General features: G+C 56.3%; 19 protein-coding genes. 13 read left to right on the forward strand and 6 right to left on the reverse strand.

Going from position 1 to position 20,072, the window contains the following annotated elements:
* Positions 1–63 precede the first annotated feature (63 nt).
* A complete protein-coding gene (locus OKX01_RS08055) occupies positions 64–936 on the reverse strand; it encodes a LysR family transcriptional regulator (RefSeq protein ID WP_094196502.1) in 873 nt (290 codons plus the stop codon).
* A gap of 143 nt (positions 937–1,079) precedes the next feature.
* Between OKX01_RS08055 and OKX01_RS08060 the strand changes: the two genes are divergently transcribed.
* The 13 genes from OKX01_RS08060 to OKX01_RS08120 all read left to right on the forward strand — a co-directional run bounded on the left by OKX01_RS08060 (position 1,080) and on the right by OKX01_RS08120 (position 13,715).
* Positions 1,080–2,255 (forward strand): muconate/chloromuconate family cycloisomerase, encoded by a 1,176-nt coding sequence (locus OKX01_RS08060; RefSeq protein WP_208393612.1) that lies wholly within the window; start codon positions 1,080–1,082, stop codon positions 2,253–2,255.
* 68 nt (positions 2,256–2,323) lie between these two features.
* A complete protein-coding gene (gene catA, locus OKX01_RS08065; RefSeq protein ID WP_094196504.1) occupies positions 2,324–3,259 on the forward strand; it encodes a catechol 1,2-dioxygenase in 936 nt (311 codons plus the stop codon).
* 125 nt (positions 3,260–3,384) lie between these two features.
* Positions 3,385–4,080, forward strand: coding sequence for a 3-oxoacid CoA-transferase subunit A (locus OKX01_RS08070; RefSeq protein WP_108727380.1), 696 nt, complete (start codon positions 3,385–3,387; stop codon positions 4,078–4,080).
* Positions 4,081–4,106: 26 nt separating this feature from the next.
* A complete protein-coding gene (locus tag OKX01_RS08075) occupies positions 4,107–4,775 on the forward strand; it encodes a 3-oxoacid CoA-transferase subunit B (protein WP_199827888.1) in 669 nt (222 codons plus the stop codon).
* Positions 4,772–5,575 (forward strand): 3-oxoadipate enol-lactonase, encoded by an 804-nt coding sequence (pcaD, locus tag OKX01_RS08080; RefSeq protein WP_264672755.1) that lies wholly within the window; start codon positions 4,772–4,774, stop codon positions 5,573–5,575. Before OKX01_RS08075 ends, pcaD begins: the two co-directional genes overlap by 4 nt.
* Positions 5,576–5,608: 33 nt before the next feature.
* Positions 5,609–5,884, forward strand: coding sequence for a muconolactone Delta-isomerase (gene catC / locus OKX01_RS08085; RefSeq protein ID WP_009454559.1), 276 nt, complete (start codon positions 5,609–5,611; stop codon positions 5,882–5,884).
* A gap of 253 nt (positions 5,885–6,137) precedes the next feature.
* Positions 6,138–7,301, forward strand: coding sequence for a benzoate/H(+) symporter BenE family transporter (locus tag OKX01_RS08090; protein ID WP_264672756.1), 1,164 nt, complete (start codon positions 6,138–6,140; stop codon positions 7,299–7,301).
* 13 nt (positions 7,302–7,314) lie between these two features.
* On the forward strand, positions 7,315–8,577 hold the full coding sequence (locus OKX01_RS08095; protein WP_264672757.1) for a GTPase: 1,263 nt from the start codon (positions 7,315–7,317) through the stop codon (positions 8,575–8,577).
* Positions 8,577–10,118 carry a GTPase gene (locus OKX01_RS08100; protein ID WP_264672758.1) on the forward strand — a complete coding sequence of 514 codons (1,542 nt, stop codon included), beginning with the start codon at positions 8,577–8,579 and terminating at the stop codon, positions 10,116–10,118. The genes OKX01_RS08095 and OKX01_RS08100 overlap by 1 nt, the downstream gene beginning before the upstream one ends.
* Before the next feature lie 366 nt (positions 10,119–10,484).
* Entirely contained in the window at positions 10,485–11,327 is an 843-nt protein-coding gene (locus OKX01_RS08105; protein WP_249494426.1) for a ZIP family metal transporter, read from the forward strand.
* Positions 11,328–11,386: 59 nt separating this feature from the next.
* Positions 11,387–11,692 (forward strand): hypothetical protein, encoded by a 306-nt coding sequence (locus tag OKX01_RS08110; RefSeq protein ID WP_264672759.1) that lies wholly within the window; start codon positions 11,387–11,389, stop codon positions 11,690–11,692.
* 97 nt (positions 11,693–11,789) lie between these two features.
* The gene (locus OKX01_RS08115; RefSeq protein ID WP_264672760.1) at positions 11,790–12,404 is read left to right on the forward strand and encodes an ATP-binding cassette domain-containing protein; all 615 of its coding nucleotides are present in this window, start codon (positions 11,790–11,792) and stop codon (positions 12,402–12,404) included.
* Between the two features lie 201 nt (positions 12,405–12,605).
* Positions 12,606–13,715 (forward strand): class II histone deacetylase, encoded by a 1,110-nt coding sequence (locus OKX01_RS08120; RefSeq protein ID WP_264672761.1) that lies wholly within the window; start codon positions 12,606–12,608, stop codon positions 13,713–13,715.
* Between the two features lie 43 nt (positions 13,716–13,758).
* Here the strand turns inward: OKX01_RS08120 and OKX01_RS08125 are convergent, their stop codons facing one another.
* The 5 genes from OKX01_RS08125 to OKX01_RS08145 form a co-directional block, all read right to left on the reverse strand.
* Positions 13,759–14,694, reverse strand: coding sequence for a helix-turn-helix transcriptional regulator (locus OKX01_RS08125; protein WP_264672762.1), 936 nt, complete (start codon positions 14,692–14,694; stop codon positions 13,759–13,761).
* 248 nt (positions 14,695–14,942) lie between these two features.
* A complete protein-coding gene (locus OKX01_RS08130) occupies positions 14,943–15,554 on the reverse strand; it encodes a superoxide dismutase (RefSeq protein WP_108728702.1) in 612 nt (203 codons plus the stop codon).
* Between the two features lie 54 nt (positions 15,555–15,608).
* Positions 15,609–16,088, reverse strand: coding sequence for a hypothetical protein (locus OKX01_RS08135; protein WP_094196515.1), 480 nt, complete (start codon positions 16,086–16,088; stop codon positions 15,609–15,611).
* 303 nt (positions 16,089–16,391) lie between these two features.
* Positions 16,392–17,822 (reverse strand): hypothetical protein, encoded by a 1,431-nt coding sequence (locus OKX01_RS08140; RefSeq protein ID WP_264672763.1) that lies wholly within the window; start codon positions 17,820–17,822, stop codon positions 16,392–16,394.
* A gap of 244 nt (positions 17,823–18,066) precedes the next feature.
* The gene (locus tag OKX01_RS08145) at positions 18,067–19,989 is read right to left on the reverse strand and encodes a PIG-L family deacetylase (protein WP_264672764.1); all 1,923 of its coding nucleotides are present in this window, start codon (positions 19,987–19,989) and stop codon (positions 18,067–18,069) included.
* Positions 19,990–20,072 lie beyond the last annotated feature (83 nt).

A 20,072-nucleotide genomic window follows, 5' to 3' on the forward strand; every position in this document is an offset into this window, starting at 1 on the left:
TGTTAACGATATCGGAGTGGCCTGAGAAGTGAATCAATCCAGTCTCAACGGGGCAGCCAGGCCTTACATCCCTTCCGCCAAGCCCTTGATTGCCTCGATATACCAAGCCTGATCATTCATCCTGTGCGTCAGAATAATTGGTGAGGTCGCCTGCGGTTCTTCTATCAAGCGATAGTGCAGATCGTTGCGCAGGCGTGCCGAGGTCGGGATCAGGCACAATCCGGAATCAGCCGCCACCAGGCCCAAGGCGGCTTGAATTTCCCCGGCCTCATAGACTTGCGCCGGGCGCACGCTGTGATCATGCAGCAGGTGCAGAACGTGGTCTGCAAAGCTGGGCCTGGGCTCTTTCGGGTAAACAATCAGCTTTTGGCCTTGCACTTTTTTCAGGCTCAAAGGCGTGTCTGAATCGGCCAGATCCGAGCTGGGTGGAATGGCCAGGGCCAGTTGCTCTTCCCGTAATACGGTTCTTTGCACTGACGCATCATTTAACCGTATTCGCCCAAAGCCCACATCAATCCGTCCCGACTTCAAAGCCTCCAACTGCTGCATGGAGGTCAGCTCCACCGTTTGCAAGTCCACTTCCGGATATTGGTGGCGTAGCTTGCGCATCAAGGCGGGCAAACCACCATACAGGGTAGAAGCCACAAAGCCTATCGACAGGGTTTGCCGTTGATGCAGCCCGATCTGTCGGGTCGTATGCACCAACTGATCCACCCGGCTCAGTATCTGCAAGGCCTGTTCATAAAATACCCGTCCGGCTTCGGTCAGCCGCAAGGGCCGGTTATTGCGCAGCAGCAGTGTGACGCCCAGCTCTTCTTCCAGCAATTGGATTTGTCGGCTCAGTGGGGGCTGGGCCATATGCAGGCGTTCGGATGCCCGCGTGAAGTTGCGGGTTTCGGCAACGGCCACAAAATATTTGAGCTGACGTAGATCCATAAGGGAAAACCATACCTAGTCTGAATTGATGGGGTTTAGTTTCTTGATTTTTAATATTTATATCAGAAACTATACCCATAAGGTATAGAACTAGACCTATTTAGTCTTGGAAATAACGGGCCTGCTTCGTGTTCAATCAAGCCATGGAACACACGCGATCTTCTCAACTATTAGCAACTCCGGCCCTGATTGAACGGGTGGAGACTTTGCTGCTGGATCTGCCTACGATCCGTCCTCATCAATTGGCGATGACGACCATGCAAGGCCAGACTTTGATGCTGGTGCGCTTGTACTGCTCGGACGGTACGGTGGGTGTCGGCGAGGGCACGACCATTGGTGGTCTGGCCTACGGCGCCGAGTCGCCCGAAGGCATGAAGCTGGCTATCGACACCTACTTCACGCCCTTGCTGCTGGGCGCCAATGCCAATGCCGTGCCTGCCATCATGGCCCGCTTGAACACGGCGATTCAGGAAAACCGTTTTGCCAAAAGTGCAGTGGAAACGGCCCTGTTTGATGCCTTGGGCAAGCGCACGGGTCTGCCGGTTTCGCACCTGCTGGGTGGCCGCATGCGCGAGAGCCTGCCCGTGGCATGGACGCTGGCTTCGGGCAATACCGCCAAGGATATTGATGAAGCCGAGCGCATGCTGGCGCAGGCTCGTCACCGTATTTTTAAACTCAAGATTGGTCGCCGCCCGGTAAAGGACGATGTGGCTCATGTGGCGGCCATCAAGAAGGCGTTGGGTGACCGTGCCGACGTGCGTGTGGACGTGAACATGGCCTGGAGCCCCTTGCAGGCTCAGCATGGTTTGGCGGGCTTGGTTGATGCAGGTTGCTCCCTGGTAGAGCAGCCGGTGCGGCGAGCTGATGCGCTGGCCGATCTGAAGGGGCGCTTCCCGATTGCCTTGATGGCCGATGAATCCCTGACCGGCCCGGCCTCGGCCTTTGCACTGGCCCGTGACTGTGCCGCTGATGTGTTCGCCATCAAGATTGAACAGTCCGGTGGTTTGCGTGCGGGCTTGCAAGTCGCCGCGATTGCCGAAGCGGCTGGTATTGAAGTGTATGGCGGCACCATGCTGGAAGGCGCGATCGGTACGATTGCGGCAGCTCATGTGTTTGCCACAGTGAACCAGTTGCAGTGGGGCACTGAGTTGTTCGGGCCTTTGCTCTTGACCGAGGAAATTCTGGCAGAGCCACTGAATTACAGCAATTTTGAATTACAGATACCTCAAGGGCCGGGTTTGGGTATCGTACTGGACGAGGATCGTGTCCAGTATTTCCGTCGCGACAAGACACACATCAGTGTTGGCTCGGCTGCCTAGGCGCAATAAGAAGCCAGTCGTAACGGCTTTGCTTGGAACACTTTTTTCAGGATATTAGGAGACACAGAATGAGCGTAAAAATTTTTGATACCCCCGATGTACAAGACTTCCTGCGTTTGGCCTCTGGCCTGGATCAGCCCGGTGGCAATCCACGCGTCAAGCAGATCATGCACCGCATCATCAGCGATCTGTTCAAGACCATTGAAGATTTGGAAATCACCAACGACGAGTACTGGGCAGCCGTGGCTTACCTGAACCGTTTGGGCACGGCCAGTGAAGCCGGTTTGCTGTCTCCCGGTCTGGGCTTTGATCGTTTCCTGGACATGCGCATGGACGCCATGGACAAGGAACTGGGTCTGGACAACGGTACCCCTCGCACTATTGAAGGTCCTTTGTACGTATCGGGCGCGCCTGTGGCCCAAGGTTTTGTTCGCCTGGACGATGGTTCCGATACCGCCGGCGAAACCCTGATCATGCACGGCGTCGTGGCTGGTGCGGACGGCAAGCCTATCGCGGGTGCCCAGGTTGAAGTTTGGCACGCCAACACCAAAGGCTTTTACTCGCACTTTGACCCCACTGGCGAGCAACAGCCCTTCAATATGCGTCGCACCATCATTACCGACGAAAATGGTCGCTACAAGTTCCAGAGCATTGTGCCCAAGGGCTACGGCTGTCCTCCGGATGGTCCTACCCAAGGCTTGCTGAACGAGCTGGGCCGTCACGGTAACCGTCCTGCGCACATTCATTTCTTTGTGACCGCTCCTGGCCACCGCAAGCTGACCACGCAGATCAACATCGACGGCGATCCGCTGGTGTACGACGACTTCGCCTACGCCACTCGCGACGGTCTGGTACCACCACTGACCGAGCACACGGATCCTGCCCGCATCGCTGCCGAAAACCTGGATGGTCCGTTTGCAGAGATCGTGTTTGATATTTCCTTGACCCCCTTGGTCGATGGCAAGGACAACCAGATCGTGAATCGTCCACGTCTGGCTGCCTAAGTCTTGCTGTAGCCCAGCGCCTGTGTTTGCCTCGTCAAACCAGGCCCTGGGCTGACTTGTTTTTGCTGTGCCTGACGTAAGGGCTAAGCCCATCCGTAGCGTCAGTGCTTTATACGGAGAACGGAGTGATCGATAAACAGGTAAGCAGTGTTGCACAGGCTTTGCAGGATGTGCAGGACGGCGCCACGATTCTGGTCGGTGGTTTTGGAACGGCTGGCATACCCACGGAGTTGATCGACGGCCTGATCGAGCAAGGCGCTCGTGACCTGACCATCGTCAACAATAACGCGGGTAATGGCGATGTGGGGCTGGCGGCTTTGCTTAAAACAGGCCGGGTACGCAAGATTATTTGCAGCTTCCCCCGTCAGGCTGATTCCTGGGTATTTGATGACTTGTATCGCAGCGGCAAGATCGAGCTGGAGTTGGTGCCACAAGGCAATCTGGCCGAACGATTGCGCGCCGCCGGTGCGGGTATCGGTGGCTTTTTCTGCCCCACAGGCTATGGCACAGAACTGGCCAAGGGCAAGGAAACACGTTTGATCAATGGTCGCTGGCATGTCTATGAAGAGCCCATTCATGGCGATGTCGCCCTGATCAAGGCCGAGCGGGGGGACCGTTGGGGGAATTTGACCTACCGCATGGCGGCGCGCAACTTTGGTCCCGTCATGGCGACTGCGGCTCGCACCACCATTGCCAGTGTGTTTGAGCTGGCAGAACTGGGAGAGCTGGACCCTGAAACCATTGTGACGCCCGGCATTCACGTGCGCCGCGTCGTGGTGGTGCCGCGCAGCCGTACAGAGGCAGGTGGGTTCAAGGCATGAACGAACAGAGCATGAAGGGGGACAGCATGACGCTTACTTATCAGCGCCGCAGTAAAGACGAATTGGCGCAGCGCGTCGCCCAGGACATCCATGACGGCGCTTATGTGAATTTGGGTATTGGCATGCCAACCCTGGTGGCCAACCATTTGCCCGCTGGTGTGGAAGTGGTGCTGCACAGCGAGAACGGTATTCTGGGCATGGGCCCGGCTCCGGCAGCCGGGCAGGAAGATTACGATTTGATCAATGCGGGCAAGCAGGCGGTCACGCTGCTGCCCGGTGGTGCGTTTTTCCATCATGCGGACAGCTTTGGCATGATGCGTGGCGGCCATCTGGATATTTGTGTGCTGGGCGCTTTTCAGGTGTCGGCAACCGGGGATCTGGCCAACTGGAGCACGGGCGAGCCTGGCGCGATTCCGGCTGTGGGTGGCGCTATGGATTTGGCGATTGGCGCGAAACAGACCTGGGTCATGATGGATGTACTGACCAAGCAAGGTGTCAGCAAACTGGTTGAACAATGCAGCTACCCCTTGACTGGCTTGGCTTGCGTCAAACGTGTGTATACCGATTTGGCGACCTTGGCTTGCACGCCAGAGGGTTTGCAACTGATTGATCTGGTGCCCGGTTTGACCCATGAAGCACTGGAAGAAATGATTGGTTTGCCCATTGCCGTGGCAATGCAAGGAGAGGGCCAATGACGGTCAGCCCTAGCGTCTTGAATACCGAGCGAGGCATGTTTCGCGTCAGCGTGCAAGGTGATCCGCTGGCCCCGGCCCTGATTCTGAGCAACTCCTTGGGTACCACCCAAGAAATGTGGGACCCGCAGGTGGCCGGTTTCGCCCAGTCCTACCGTCTGATTCGTTATGACACTCGCGGTCATGGCGGCAGCCCGGTTACTCCCGGCCCATACCGCTTCAAGGATTTGGGGCGTGATGTGCTGGCGATTCTGGACGCGTTGGATATTGAACGCGCTGCGTTTTGCGGCTTGTCCATGGGCGGTCACACTGGCTTGTGGTTGGGGGTGAATGCACCGGAGCGTTTGAATGCGCTGATCGTGTGCAATAGCGCGGCCAAAATTGGTACCGCTCAAGCCTGGCAGGAACGTGCCCAAGCGTTGCGTCAAAGTGGTGCCGCCCAGATGCGTACTCTGGCGGACTCGGCCCCTTCGCGTTGGTTTGGGGAGGCTTTCATTCAGCAATCGCCGGAGTTGGTCAAAGCTATGCAGGATGGTCTGGCCAAGCTGAACCCACTGGGTTATGCCGCCTGCTGCGATGCCTTGGCCGAGTCGGATCTGCGAGATCAGATCAGCCGTATTGCGGCACCGACTTTACTGGTCGCCGGCGAGTGGGATCCCGTCACGACGGTGGCCGATGCCCAGGCCATGCAAGCCAGTATTCCTGGCTCCAAAGTGGCCGTCGTACCGGCCTCGCACTTGTCCAATCTGGAAGCGCCCGAAGCCTTCGAGCGCGCCATACTGAATTTTTTAGCCCAGGCCTAAGTGCCCGAGCGCTTGTTTTTAGAAAGGAACACCATGCTTTATCTGGTTCACATGATTGTTGATATCCCTGACTCCCTGCCTGCCGAAGAGGCTGCCCGTATCAAGGCCGAAGAAAAAGCCTACTCGCAGGATCTGCAGCGTTCGGGCAAGTGGCCGCATATTTGGCGCGTGGTGGGGCAGTACGCCAACTACAGCGTGTTCGATGTCGAGAGCAATGAAGAGCTGCACAATTTGCTTAGCGCCTTGCCCTTGTTCCCTTACATGCAGATTTCCGTGACTCCCTTGGCGACGCACCCTTCGGCCATTTAAGTTACACAGCAGTAAGAAGGGCCCCCACGCTGCGCCTTCGGCTTGCGCTCCACCTCGCGGCCTGCATGCCGCTCGGATTCGCCAGGCACACAGCAGTCCGCAATGGACTACTGTGTGTCCCGGCTCATCCTTGAGGGGGCTGCTTTTCCCTTGGGGCGGCCCGGCGGTAAAAAAACTCAGGCTGTGATCCCAGCGCAGTCTGAGCACCGAGTACAGTTGAGAGTTCAAACAACAAGACTGGGGAGACAAATCGATGGGATTGAAAAGTGGATCGGCGTCGGTCTGGGTGGCTGGGTTTTTGTCGGTGTTGATTGCCTATGCCGGGCCTTTGCTGATCTTTATTCAGGCTGCACAAGTAGGCCGAATTGCCGATGCAGAGCTGATCTCCTGGATCTGGGCGATTTCCATAGGCGCCGGTTTGAGCGGTTTGTTCCTGAGCGCGTATCTGAAGCTGCCCATTATTACGGCCTGGTCCGCGCCGGGCACGGCCTTGCTGCTGACCCTGTTTCCAGGCATCACCATGCCTGAAGTGGTGGGGGCGTATCTGAGCGCCGCCTTGATTATCGTCGTCATTGGTCTGACAGGCGGTTTTGAAAAGATTCTTTCCTTCATCCCCAAAGGCATTGCTGCGGGCATGATGGCTGGCATTTTGCTTCAGTTCGGTATGGCGGCGTTCAAGTCCAGCAGTGACATGCCCGCCACCGTCCTGGTCATGTTGGCGGTGTACTTGTTGGGTAAACGTTTCTTGCCGCGCTACGCGATTGTGCTGGTGGCCTTGTCTGGATTTGTGATGGCCGTGCTCACCGGCCAAGTACATATGGAAGCGTTCAAGCTGGAGCTGGCCCGCCCGGTTTGGGTTAGTCCGGAATTCAATATCGCGACTTTATTGAGCCTGACTTTACCCTTGGTGCTGGTCAGTTTGACGGGGCAGTATTTGCCCGGCATGGCGGTCTTGCAGTTGGCGGGCTACCCCACGCCATCGCGTCCTGTGTTGGCAGGCACCGGCTTGGCCTCGATGCTGGTGGCCTGTTTTGGTGGCATCACCATTGTGCTGTCGTCCATTACCGCTGCCTTGTGTACGGGCAAGGATGCCCATCCCGATCCGGACAAGCGTTATGTGGCCGGTATAGCCAATGGCGTGTTTTATCTGTTGGGCGGCACTTTTGCCGGCTCGATTGTGTATTTGTTCACCGCTTTGCCCGCCTCCTTGATTGCAGCCTTGGCGGGCCTGGCCTTGATTGGGGCCATTGTGGCCAATGTGCGGGTGATGGTCAGCGAAAGCGGCTATATCGAGCCGTCTGTCATCACATTTCTAACTACCGCATCCGGTATGAGCCTGTTTGGACTGGGCGCCGCATTTTGGGGCGTGGTGTTTGGCCTGGTGGCGTATCGCTTGCTTGGGTCCAGACATAAGTAAAAAAGGAAGAGACATGAATCAGTTGGCACTATCCCTTGATCACATATTGGAGCCTGTGCTGGCCGTGTTGCCACAGCGCCGTTGGGATCTGGATCGCTTGCGCGTTCTCTTGCAATTGAATGTGCCGCCAACGGTGACCGTAGTTGGTAAATACAATCATGGCAAAAGTCGTCTGCTCAATGAGTTGATGGGCAGTGATGTTTTCAATGTGGCTGACCGCCGTGAAACTGTCGCATTGGCCGAGCACGTGCATGAAGGCGTGCGCTGGCTGGATGCGCCGGGTCTGTATGCAGACGTGGCCTTGCAGGATGATGCCCTGGCACGTGAAGCTATGGGTTTGCAGGCGGATATTCGCCTGTTCGTCCACGCTGCCAAAGAAGGTGAGCTGGACGCTTTGGAAAGCAATTTGCTGCAAGAGCTGGCCGCGGATCATCAGCGCTCGCAGCGTCAGAACCTGATGGTCATCAGCCAGATTGACCAGTTGGCCGATGACGAACAACAAGAGAAAGTGTTGGGCGCCATTCAGCAGCAGTGTGCCGGTGTGACGTTGCACCCGGTGTCCAGCACCCGCTATCGCCAGGGCCGTGAAGGAGGCAAGCCGCGTATGCTGGAGAAAAGCGGAATTCCGGCTTTGCAGGCTTCTTTGGAAGCCGCCTTGACGCGTGTGCCGCAAGCCCGCGAGTTCGAGCGCGAAGCCTTGCTGACCGAGCTGACACAAGAATTGAATGCCTTGCAGCAAACGCAAGAGCAAAGCCTGCACAGCCTGCAGCAGACGCAACAGCAGCAGCACATTGATTTTGTTGAAGGTCTGCGCAAAATTCTGGAAGGCATCGCAAAGGATCTGGAGCCAGTGGTCAATGCGCCCGGTGTGGATCATTCCCTGGTGCCGGATACCTTCGAGTTTGGTTTCAAGATGACGGCAGGCAAGCAAGAGCGTGCCCGTTTGCAGATTGCCTATTCGCGTGCGTGTATTGCGATCAATGGTCACCTGGTGGAGTACGGTGCCGTAGGCTTGCCAGCGGCGCAACGTACCTCGGTGCGCAGCATGGATACCGTCATGATTGCGGTGATGGGCGTGTCGGTGAAGTACCGTGCTGACCTGCGCCGCATCTTCTGCGAACAGGCTGGGCGCGACAAGCTGGTTCAGGACTTCACCCATTATTTTGACGTCTCGGATGGCCGTGTGGCCTTGGAAAAGCAGATCGAAACGACTGAAAACCAGCTTGAGCAAACGCGTCAGGCTTTGGAAGGTCTGTCCACATTGGAGCATGCCTAATGTCGGTGGAAAGCACGTTTATCAAGGCGGTTACGCAGCTCAATCCTGCCAGTCAGGATAGGCAGCCTGCTATTGCCAGGATGGAACAGTGGCTGGCGGATTTGGGCCAGACGACCGTGGCGCAATCCTTGTCCGGCACGGCTTTGGTCGAGCAGGGCACCTTGGCGCAAAGTGCTCAACAATTAAATCAGCAACTGCAGGCACAAAGAGAAGCCTGGGCGGCTTCCTGGTCGGCATTGGCACCAGCGCAGGAGTTGGCGGATCGTTTCCGCGATCGCATCATGTTGCTGGTGTTTGGTTCTTTTAATGCCGGTAAAAGCTCCTTGTGTAATTTCCTGGCGGACCGCTTTCGTCGTCAGGGTCATAGCGTGGATTTTTTTCGTCTGGCCGATGGGCAGATGCAGCCCATGCCTGAAGGTTTTCAGGAAGGGGCAACAGAAACCACGGTTGCCTTGCAAGGGGTATGTCTGGGCGAGAAGCTGGTTTTGCTGGATACCCCCGGCTTGCACTCGGCCAATGCGCATAACGCTGCTTTGACACAGCAGTTTCTGGAAAGCACGGATGCGCTTTTGTGGTTGAGCAGCTCCAGCGCACCGGGGCAGGTTCAAGAACTGGGCGATTTGCTGGTGGAACTGCGCCGCAACAAACCCTTGCTGCCGGTAATTACCCGCAGCGATCGCATCGAGGAAGATGAGATCGACGACGAGATCGTCAAAGTGCTTTGCAACAAGACAGCCGATAACCGCCAGTTGCAGGAAGAGGACGTGATGACACGGGCGGCGCAGGCTCTGAACCATTGGGGATTGAGCCGTGATTTGCTCAAACCCGCTTTGTCCTTGTCCGTGCATATGGCGCGTAGTCAGCAGGACGAAGATCAGGGCTTGGAACAGGCGGGTTTCGAGCGCTTGTATCTGGCCGTGCAGAACCTGCTAACGCCTGCCCTGGCCTACAAGCAGCGCAAACCTGCCGAACTGCAATTGCACCATATTGAAGAGGCGATTCTAAGTCCTTTGATGCAAACGCTGGAGCAGGGCGCTGCTCAATTGCGTCAGCGTATTGAAGAACAAACGGTAGTTTTGCAAGGCGCTGTACAGGTCCTGACCGAAGGCACCTGGCGGCGAGTGGTGCCCCAATTGCCCGAGGTGCTGGAAAAGCATGCCGCCCAGCAGGATGTGACTGCTGTGCGTACTGAACTTGGCCAGAACATAGGCAAGGCATTTGCAGATCTAAGCCAGACGGTTCTGGTCAACTTTCAACTGACCCAGCCGGATTTGCCGACACTGAGTCTGCCTGCTCACATTGGCTATGAAGTGTTCCAGGAGCAGGGGGAAGGGCAAGCGCCGCTGATCGACTACAACCGCCTGTACATGAGCTTGAGTGATGGGGTGATGACTGGTGCCCAGGAGCTGGCGGAACAGGTAGTGGAGCAGGCTGAGCAAAGCCTGGAACAGCTCAAGCAGGAGCTGATTGGCTTGGAAAATGCTGTGGCTGATCAGGCCCAGGCTTTGGAGGCGATCAAGCGTCAATTGCACGCGGCGTGAGGTAGCATTAAATCGGTTTTGCATTGCCATGCAAAACACAGAAAACCGGCTGGATAGCGGTTAAACCTCAAGCTGATTTCATGGATTGTGGCTTATTTGTTGAAATGCTAATGAGAATTGTTAGCATTTCGATATTTGTGTTTTAAATCGAAGGTGAAGTCGCTATGATGGTTTGTATAGCATCCACGCCTTAGCCAAGAGCCGTTTTACGGCTTTTGGTGTCTGTACTAGGCAAACCTGGATTGCGTAATTTTCTGGGGGCGCACGGCGATGAAACCGAAAACAAGCCACTACTTTTTACCTAATAAAGGGACTTCGCCTCACTGGCACCAACACCTGCGTCTATGGATTGGACTGATCATCTCCATGGGCGGCATCTGGGCGCTCTGTCATCAGTTCTGGCTATATGCACAAGATCACCCGGTGGTTTTGCAGGCCCTGCTAGGCGGCTCCATCGCGGCGTTGGCCACGGCACTGGGCACGGTGCCCGTCATGTTTTCTCAAACCATGTCGCAGCGCACCCAGGATACGCTGTATGGCTTTGGAGCAGGGGTGATGCTGGCCGCTTGTGCCTTCTCCTTGGTTTTGCCGGGTCTGGAAGCGGCAGAAAAGCAGCAGGTGTTTGGCGGTGGTGCCTGGGGGGCGGGCGTAGCAGTGGGCTTTTCCATCTTGCTGGGGGCCGCGGCCTTGATGCTGCTCGATCGCATTCTGCCGCACGAGCATTTCATTAAAGGGCGTGAGGGTCCCGGTAATGCCTCATCGACCAAGCTGCGCCGTACCTGGCTGTTTGTGATCGCGATTATGCTGCACAACTTCCCAGAAGGTTTGGCCATTGGTGTGGGCTATGTGGGCAATGAAGGGGTGCGCGCCAATGCGCTGGCCACGGGTATTGCCATTCAGGACGTGCCTGAAGGCTTGGTAGTGGCGCTGGCCTTGCTGGCCGCCGGTTACAGCCGTACTTTCTCTGTTGTGTTGGGCATGGCCAGTGGTTTGGTTGAGCCGGTCGGTGCGGTGCTAGGGGCAGTGGCAGTCAGCAGTTCGCTGGTGCTTCTGCCTTTTGGTCTGGGCTTTGCGGCGGGTGCCATGCTGTTTGTGATCAGCCACGAGATCATTCCCGAATCGCACCGGCAAGGACATGAAACCTTTGCGACCGGCGGTTTGATGATCGGTTTTGTTTTGATGATGTTGCTGGATACGGCATTGGGATAAGTAGGTTCGCAAAAAAATAGCCTGAACAAGCTCGTCTTGTTTCAGGCTATTTTTTTGGCTTGGCTTTGGCTTTGGCTTTGGCTTTGGCTTTGGCTTTGGCTTTGGCTTTGGCTTTGGCTTTGGCTTTGGCTTTGGCTTTGGCTTTGGCTTTGGCTTTGGCTTTGGCTTTGGCTTTGGCTTTGGCTTTGGCTTTGGCTTTGGCTTTGGCTTTGGCTTTGGCTTTGGCTTTGGCTTTGGCTGTAGATCCGCGCATGAATGCCTGGCAAGATTGTTCCCGACAAGGTTTTTGCTTTATTTCTGCTGAACCCTGCATGGTCACGGCGCAGCAAGCAGCCCAAACATCAGTTAATAAAGACCTATACTAAGGCGCCTGTTTGGGGCAGCCCCGAACTTATTTTTTTATCCCGCCTCGGCACAGCATCTTGTATCTGTCCAGGCGCTTCTTTGGCAGTGATTTCCAGCATGCTACGCATAGAAAATCTCAGTAAAAACTATGGCGATTACCCCGTTTTCAAGGGGCTGACTCATACCTTTCAGCCTGGCTGCGTGGCGCTCTGTGAAGAAGACAGCACCGGCAAATCCACCTTGCTGAACATTATTGCTGGCTTGCTCGAACCAGATGCAGGCGAAGTGTGGATAGACGGGCATTCGCTGATGAAAGCGCCCCAACAAGCCCGCGCCCGTATGGCTTATGTGCCGGACAACTGCATGCTGTTTCCGTCCCAGACAGGCCGCGAACTGCTGGAACAAATCGCCGCAGAAAAGAACACCCATGTGGATGACAATGCGCTGGGTCTGGCCTGCCGATTAGGCCTGGAGCCACACTTGGACAAGCGTTTTGAGCAGATGTCCACAGGAACGCGCCGCAAGGTGTTTCTGGCGGCAGCGGCTTTGGGTGCGCCGGCTGTGATCATTGCCGATGGCCCCAGCAATGGCCTGGACACACAGGCTCGTGCCGCTTTGGCAGAGCAATTCCAGATTTGGTCACAAGACCGTGTTGTGCTGTTTGCCAGTCACGATGCGGAATTGGTAGAGGCCTGTGGAGCACACAGCATCAATATTGCCGAGCTGGTGTAGTCCTTGGGCAGTGCCCGTCATCTATCAGTCAATCAGCTTCAAGAAAGAGGCAGAGGACGCTTTGGAAAACGAGCGTCCTCTGCCTCTTTTTCTGTGGGTAGTTTCCTAATCAGTTCATAAATTCGGCAATCCTACGGATTCTTTCAGTTGTCCAGATCCCTACTATGGTTAAGCCAAACAAACCAAAACAAAGGAGACGACATGGCAACAGGATATATTTGGAACACTCTTTACGGCTGGGTAGATACCGGTACGGGCAGCCTTGCCTCGGCTAATCTGGGTGCCCGTTTACAGCCGATCAGCCACCATCTGGCTCACCCGGATACGAAGCGCCGCTTTCACGAGCTGGTTTGCGCATCCGGTCAAATTGATCATCTGAGCAGCATCCAGGCCAAGCCTGCACGCGACAAGGATATTTTGCGTGTTCATACGGCCGAGCATCTGGAAAACATGAAGCGTGTCAGTGCCTTGCCAACTGGGGGGGATACAGGTGATGGCGTTACCGCTATGGGGAATGGCGGACTTGAAATCGCCATGCTTTCCGCCGGCGGCGCGATTGAGATGGTCAAAAAAGTGGTCAGCCGTGAAGTGAGCAATGGCTATGCCTTGGTGAATCCACCCGGCCATCATGCGCCTCGTGCCGGTGCGATGGGTTTTTGCATTTTCAATAACACCTCGGTGGCCGCAGCGTATGCTCGCGAGGAACTGGGCCTGGATCGTGTCGCGATTCTGGATTGGGATGTCCACCACGGCAATGGAACCCAGGATATTTGGTGGAATGACCCGTCGGTGCTGACTATCTCCTTGCACCAGCACTTGTGTTTTCCGGCCAATAGCGGCTTCACGACTGAGCGTGGTGAGGGTGAAGGCCTGGGCTACAACTTGAATATCCCTCTGCCTCCTGGCGGCGGGAATGCCGCCTACCTCTATGCCATGGAAAAAGTGGTGTTACCTGCGCTGCACACCTATAAACCGCAGCTGATTATTGTGGGTTCGGGCTTTGATGCCAGCATGATGGACCCGCTGGCACGCATGATGGTGACGGCTTCCGGTTTCCGGCAAATGGCGCGTCAGGTGATCGACTGCGCCGAGGAAGTCTGCGAAGGTCGTATCGCCTTTGTGCAGGAGGGTGGCTATAGCCCGCACTATCTGCCATTTTGCGGTCAGGCCGTGATTGAGGAACTGACAGGCGTGCGTACGCTGGCTGATCCTTATGCGGAGTTCCTGGGCGGGATGGGTGGCGACACGCTATTGGACGCGGAACGCGCCTGCGTTGATGAGGCCGCAGCCCTGTTGAGCGGACTGCGTTAATTCCTGATGTGCCAGTGTTAAGCGGCGTCCCGGATCGTGTCTCTTAATGGCACAGTCCGGGCACTGCCGCCAGGATCGCACCCTGCGTATCCGGCACATACCAATGATTCAGAGCCGCTGTGACAGCGGCTTCTGTTCGCCTGGTAATGCCCAGTTTGCGAAGTAAAGACGTGACATGTGAATGCACGGTGCGTTCGCTTAAAAATAGGCTGGCGGCAATTTCCCGGTCGGTGTAGCCCGTTACCAACCAGCCCAGCACCTGCATTTCCTTGGCACTGAGCGCAGCGGGCAAGGGGGCGGGCAGCAGTCGCACCAGAACATCGCCCTTGGGAAAGCGCTGCGCTTGCAGTCGATAGCTTCGTTTGCCTTCCAGCCAGAACGCTTGCAAGGTCGAGGTTTTCCGGCCCATGAAGGACAAGGCTTTAGCCAGTGCGGGGCTGAACTGGGGAGCGTCAGAGAGCATGTCCTCACGCATGATCAGCCCGCCTGCCTGTGGCACCAGATGCAAGACGATGCCGTTTTGCGAGACCATGTTCTGCATGGCCTCTTCCAGCAAGATTTTCGCGCCCAGCGCCAGTGTGCGGACATGGCGATTGAAGCATCCTGCTTGTTGGGAAGAGAAGTGAATCATTCCCAAATACGAGTCCCCGCGCTGTAGTTCTACCGTCATCCCATCCTGAAACCCGCCACGCAGCAGGGCATCGGTATAGATGGCAGTACTGCGAAAGGGTGGATCCATGGTGTCCGAGCACTCGGAAATAGAAGGCGGCAGCAAATCGTGCGGAGAGGCCTGTGCTGTAAAGCCCGGTGCGTAGATTTGTGGAAAGCCGGTTCCCAAGGCCGACGCGCAGTTCAGGTTATAGCCTTCGCAATGCAACTCCAGATGGGCACGGCTTTGCGGTGCACAACCCAGAAGCTGCACCGCATCGAAGTGAAACAGGGAACGCAGGGATTGAATACGATCGCCGAGACTGAACATGGCAGGGCCTGAGGATAAGTATGGTAAGGGTGCTAACAATCAACATAGCCTTTGGTGATTGAGAGCGCAATTGGGCCAAACCCAGGCTTGGAAGTGGTTCCGAGTATGGATGCACCCCCAAAGCAAAAACCCTCCAGAAATGGAGGGTTGCTTGAAAAAGGCGGCAAGCCAAACTGCTTGATACCGCCCATCTCCGGGCGGGGAGATAGCTTAGGGCAGGTGGTAAAACGACCGGCGGCAGAACCGTCTTATTTAACGGCTTCTAAATACCGTCTCAGTACTTCGGGCCAGTTGATCACATTGAAGAAGGCGGCAATGTATTCAGGCCGGCGATTCTGGTATTTCAGGTAGTAGGCATGTTCCCACACGTCCAGACCCAAAATGGGCGTGTTGCCGTGCATCAGTGGGCTGTCCTGATTGCCGGTGCTCTCTACCACCAGTTTCTTTTCCGGGGTGACACTGAGCCAGGCCCAGCCACTGCCAAAGCGTGAGATTGCTGCTTTGGTAAAGGCATCCTTGAATTGTTCGAATCCACCGAGATCCCGGTCTATGGCCTGGGCCAGGTCCTTGGGAATAGTGGTATCGGCATCCGGTGTCATCACCGTCCAGAACAAACTGTGGTTGGCATGGCCGCCGCCGTTGTTGCGCACCACATTGCGTACGGATTCGGGCAGGGTGTCCAGCCCAGCAATCAGCTCATCAATAGGCGGGTACGGTAAGTTGGCTGCTTCCAATGCCGCATTCAGATTGTTGATATAGGTCTGATGATGCTTGCTGTAGTGAATTTCCATGGTCTGGGTGTCGATATGGGGTTCCAGAGCATGGTAGGCATAAGGCAGGGCAGGTAAGGTGTAAGACAAAACGCACTCCTCGATAAACCCCCGGCCAGCGGTGCCTGGGGGACAGATTGAAACTTAATGAGAAAAAGAGCGTTCCTGCGGGCTGACGGCTCCTAAGAAAAGGGCAGAGCAGGTGGGGACATGATGGGGGTAGCGACGCGCATAGCGCGCCAGCTCGGCATAGGTGCGTCGGCTGTGTTGCCAGGCGGCCATGCGCCAATCATCGGCCAGGTGCGTGTTGGCCGCCGCCCAGCACAAGGTTTCGTGCGCGGTACACAAGAGCAGGCCTTGTTCGTCACTTTGATCTAGCTGTTCGCAAGCATCGGCCAGATTCAAATGGGCAATGACCCAGGCGGCAATGGTGGCGTCGGCCCCTTCACAAGCGCCAAACAGCAGCGGTTTTACATAGGCGCGGGCCTGTTGGTAGTGCGCGATGGCATCGGTGTAATTGCGAGATTGAAAGGCCTGGTTTCCCTGCGTAATCAAACTACGCCAAGAGGCGAGCTCGTCGCGTTGGGTAAGAGCGTGTTGGGGCTGTTGGGTAACGGTCTGCATGCTTTGCTCCTGATAAAAGGTAGCGCATCAATAATGAAATTAATGATAATGATTTGCATTTATATTATCAAGGAAATCCAAAAAGCAAATCGTAAGCAGATCAAACGTCAGTTGGAAAGGAGCGGGGCGGGGGCGCTGAAGCCAGTGGTGCTGCGGCTTTTCGGGCTTGGTTGACGTGTTTAGGTGTATACCCTGTAGCGCCCGGATGCTTGTTCCAAATCAAGTTCACGTCGGCTACAGGACAAGAAAAAAGGCTGAAAGCCCGGGGGCGTTCAGCCTTGATATCAGTTTGTCTGAATCGTCTTAACGACGTTTTACTGACAACTCATATTCCATATCCTGCTCGTAGCTGCCCAAGGACATGGCTTTGACTTCGTAGTCGCCCGCTTCCAGCTGGACTTCCAGACGGGCATTCATATCGCCGCCGCTATCATCGTCTTCGGCAACGGTTTGGCCGTCTTTGCGCAGTACCAGGTAGGTGTCAAAGATAGGCGAAGTCATATCAATGATGTAGCTGCCAGGCTGGCGCACGGTCAACTGGTAGCTGTCGCTGGTGATGCCTTGCAGCATCAGTGCCTGGCGGGGTTCGCCTACACGGATGGTGCCGCCGCCAGCATTGGCAGGGACGTCATCAGCCACGGCGGACAGGGCAAACAAACCGGCTTGATTGGCGCCAGAAATCTTCACCTGGTGTTCGCCTGCAGCCAGTACGCCACGGACGCGTTGTTGGCCGGCTTCATCGCCGTATTGGTTGGCGCTGGTGGAATCCACTTCCATGGTGGCTTGGAAGCCTTGGGCGTCCATGAGCACCGTCACCAGTTTGGGTTCGGGCAATGTGAAGCTGTAGGTTTGGGTCTCACCGGTAAACAAGCCGCTTCTGCCTTCGCCGTCCAGCACCAGGCTATCGCCATTTTTCAGCTCGACCTCGCCAGTCATTTCCTCTGGCTTGATCTGCAGCGAGAAGCCACCCTGGAAGTTTTGCGAACCCATGGCCGAGCTGGCCTGCACAATGTATTCACCGGCTTTCAGGTAAACCTGCAGGCGTGCATCGGTGCCGCCACCGTTGTCATCGTCCGAAGCCAGTTCCATGCCACGACGGTCCATCAGTTTCAGATAGGCATCCAGGCTGTTTTGCTCGGCCTTCATGGCCAAGCTGTACAAGCCGTCTTTGTCAATATTCAAGCGGTAGCGTTTTTGACCTCCCAATGCCCAGTCATGAATAGTCTGGTCTGGGGTCAAAGGCTCGCCTGTGTAGGCTTTCAAGGTGTCGGCCATAATTTGGAAAGGGCCGAAGGAGCTGGTGTTAAAGCCGCTGATCACCACCTGGTAGGTGTCGTTGAAATCAGCCTTGAAGCCCAGTGTGGTGGCTTGACCCTTGGTTTCGCTCTCTGGGCAGTCCTCACAGCGCTGGGTACGTGTCACCAGCTCGCCGTTTCGCAGCACAGTGATTTGTGGGCGTAAGGGACCGGTGACGCTGATCTTGATAAGTTGGCCCGCTTCGGCTTTCACATCAAACAGGCTACTGCGCACGCCATCGCTCAGGTTCAAAAAGCTTTTGCTGGTTAGTTCGCCAGAGACAGATTGGCCCAATACCAGGGTTTGGGCAGCATCGACGGTGCTGGGGGTACTGACCGGGCCGCTTGTCGGTACGGGTACGTTTTTGGCGTAGTAAATAGCGCCACTGGCGCCGATGGCCACGCCCAACAGGGCTGCAAATAAGGTAGTTGGCTTCATGATCTCTGAAGAGTAGCTAAAAGAGTAAGGCACCGATAAGCCGGCGATGGTTAGCGGGCGATTGTACTGGAGCTAGGACAATGAGCGCACACTGTCGTAATCATATGTTACGAACTGGACCGGAGTTTCGGGTTGACTGCTGAGGCGTGAATCAATAACTGGATTCGCTTGTTGGCCCGGCCCCCCCTTGGGAGCAAGGGCCGTCTTAGCGTACTTTGTTACGTTTTAAAACGCAGCGTGGAGCTCAAGGCTGCACATAAGGCTGCTTGATAAAGGCGGGGGCTTCACGAAAGGACTGTCCTCCCCCCGGTGGTGGGGGCTGGGTCAGGGCAACTTGCACCCATTGGCCGTGCCGGCGCTCCAGCAGTCGATAGCGCTGCTCGGGACCGACCGGGCGGCTGGCCAGATACAAGGTGCCGTTCAGTCTGTATAGCGCAGGCTGAGAGGCAGACTGTTTGTCCACTTCCCGTTCCTGCCCTTGATCAAGCAGCACAATCGCGCCGCCGGGGTTTTTCTGAACCGCGACAATGACTTGTTCTTTCTCGTCCAGGCTCAGTGCGGGTGTTCCCACATAGTTCAAGCCCAGGTTTTGGGGGGCCGTCCAGCCTTGCTTGCCGCTTTGTGTCAGGCGCAGCAACTGCTGGCTTTGACGGTCGCGCAGATACAACTCAATATGCCCTTGTGCATTCAGGATAGAAGCCAAGCCGCCACTACTGGCAGGAGCAGGAATCGCTTGCCAGTCCTGCCATGTCAAGTCGCTTTGCTGATAGGTCTGGAATAACTGGCCCTGCAAATTGCTGGCAAATATATGGGGGCGCCCTTGTCTATCCAGGCTGAGAGTGGCGGGGTAGGCGGCATGTTCCAGCGCAGGCAGTGCTGTCCAGGCCCCCCAACCGTAGTCGGGCTGGCGCGCGGCGCTCCAATAAAAAAGGCCGTCGGTTCCCATGGCGACCGCCTGACTGTCCCGGCGGCTGACGATAGGGGTATGCAACATGCGAGGGCCGGGTATTTTTTGCCAGGCCAGCCAATCGTTCTCATCGGGGGAGCGGCTGAACCAGACCTGTCCGGTAGCATCACGCGCAAACAGACCAGGGCTCCCGTCTGCGTAGTGAAAGGCGCTTAAGGCTTCGGCTGTGCGTCCGCCCAAGGTCATCCAGCGTTGTTCTTGCACATCCCATTGGTTGACGGCGTCGTTTTGTTCGCCCGAGGCGAAAAAGCTGAGCTTGCCTTCCTTGTCACTTAACAGGCTGGCCGGATAGTCGGCACGGCTAGTGTAGTAACTGCGCTGTACCCATTCGGCGGCGGGGCCGGCGGGTTCCTGACACACAGCGGGGCCTTTGCAGGCGTGTTGGTCGTGCCTGGCGTAGCGTCGGAAAATCTCGGTTTTACTGTGGATTTCATTCAAGGTCAGATTGCGAGCCTGTTCTTGAATGGGATAGTCCACATAGCCAATTTGTGCGTAATTGCCGGGGGCCGCCAGCATGGCCTCCCGAACCAGACGGGCGCTGGCGATATGGTCCGGGTGTCCGTGTCCGGTACAACGCCAGCACAGCTGGGTGTAAGGCACGGGGTTGGTGTCATCCAGATAGCGAACACTGGTGGGCTGATACAGCCGTATCAAGGCGGCCAGTGTTTGGACCAACTGCTCGCGGTTCAGTGTCTGTTGCGGGCTATCCAGTGTTTGTACGGTTTGGCCAGGTACCGATTCTGCGCGGCTCAACGGGGTCAGACTCCCCCAGCCTGGGCCCAGCCAGGGATCTTGCAGACGTAAATGGCTTAGCTGAATACCCGGTCTGGACCGCAAGGTAAATTGCGTGATCGAGGCACTGCCGACCATCAAGCGGGTTTGCTGCCATTCGTTGACCAGCCCGGCCATAAAGGCATAGGCGGCGCGTACACCTTGTTCGCGGCGGTACATATACTCCAGCCCACCTTTGCGTTCACTGGCGGTCAGGTACAGAACCTGCATGCAGGCACCGGCCTGGATACTGCTGGACAGGTCTGGGTTCATGAATAGCAGGTCGTCATCCATATGGCCAACAACGACCAGGTCCCGACTGCCATGACAGGCATCCGTGGCTTGGGTAGAAAGCGGCCAGAGCAAAGCACACAGTCCGCCAAGCAGAATGCGTTTCAAGAAGGGGCCAGCCAGACAGGCAAGAGACATGGGATGAGTGCGCGGAATAAACAAGGATCAGAACGATCCGTCCCGCGTTGCTTGCAGAGGATGCAAACAACGTGCCTGCTTAG

The sequence above is a fragment of the Alcaligenes sp. SMD-FA genome (assembly GCF_025960365.1).
Taxonomy (GTDB): Bacteria; Pseudomonadota; Gammaproteobacteria; order Burkholderiales; family Burkholderiaceae_B; genus Alcaligenes; species Alcaligenes aquatilis.

Coding starts and splice junctions, on each gene's coding strand:
- pcaD (WP_264672755.1), top strand. CDS start 4,772: ATGACGGTCAGCCCTAGCGTCTTGAATACCGAGCGAGGCATGTTTCGC.
- OKX01_RS08145 (WP_264672764.1), bottom strand. CDS start 19,989: ATGTCTCTTGCCTGTCTGGCTGGCCCCTTCTTGAAACGCATTCTGCTT.
- catA (WP_094196504.1), top strand. CDS start 2,324: ATGAGCGTAAAAATTTTTGATACCCCCGATGTACAAGACTTCCTGCGT.
- OKX01_RS08125 (WP_264672762.1), bottom strand. CDS start 14,694: ATGTTCAGTCTCGGCGATCGTATTCAATCCCTGCGTTCCCTGTTTCAC.
- OKX01_RS08075 (WP_199827888.1), top strand. CDS start 4,107: ATGACGCTTACTTATCAGCGCCGCAGTAAAGACGAATTGGCGCAGCGC.
- OKX01_RS08135 (WP_094196515.1), bottom strand. CDS start 16,088: ATGCAGACCGTTACCCAACAGCCCCAACACGCTCTTACCCAACGCGAC.
- OKX01_RS08090 (WP_264672756.1), top strand. CDS start 6,138: ATGGGATTGAAAAGTGGATCGGCGTCGGTCTGGGTGGCTGGGTTTTTG.
- OKX01_RS08095 (WP_264672757.1), top strand. CDS start 7,315: ATGAATCAGTTGGCACTATCCCTTGATCACATATTGGAGCCTGTGCTG.
- OKX01_RS08100 (WP_264672758.1), top strand. CDS start 8,577: ATGTCGGTGGAAAGCACGTTTATCAAGGCGGTTACGCAGCTCAATCCT.
- OKX01_RS08120 (WP_264672761.1), top strand. CDS start 12,606: ATGGCAACAGGATATATTTGGAACACTCTTTACGGCTGGGTAGATACC.
- OKX01_RS08140 (WP_264672763.1), bottom strand. CDS start 17,822: ATGAAGCCAACTACCTTATTTGCAGCCCTGTTGGGCGTGGCCATCGGC.
- OKX01_RS08115 (WP_264672760.1), top strand. CDS start 11,790: ATGCTACGCATAGAAAATCTCAGTAAAAACTATGGCGATTACCCCGTT.
- OKX01_RS08060 (WP_208393612.1), top strand. CDS start 1,080: ATGGAACACACGCGATCTTCTCAACTATTAGCAACTCCGGCCCTGATT.
- catC (WP_009454559.1), top strand. CDS start 5,609: ATGCTTTATCTGGTTCACATGATTGTTGATATCCCTGACTCCCTGCCT.
- OKX01_RS08055 (WP_094196502.1), bottom strand. CDS start 936: ATGGATCTACGTCAGCTCAAATATTTTGTGGCCGTTGCCGAAACCCGC.
- OKX01_RS08105 (WP_249494426.1), top strand. CDS start 10,485: ATGGGCGGCATCTGGGCGCTCTGTCATCAGTTCTGGCTATATGCACAA.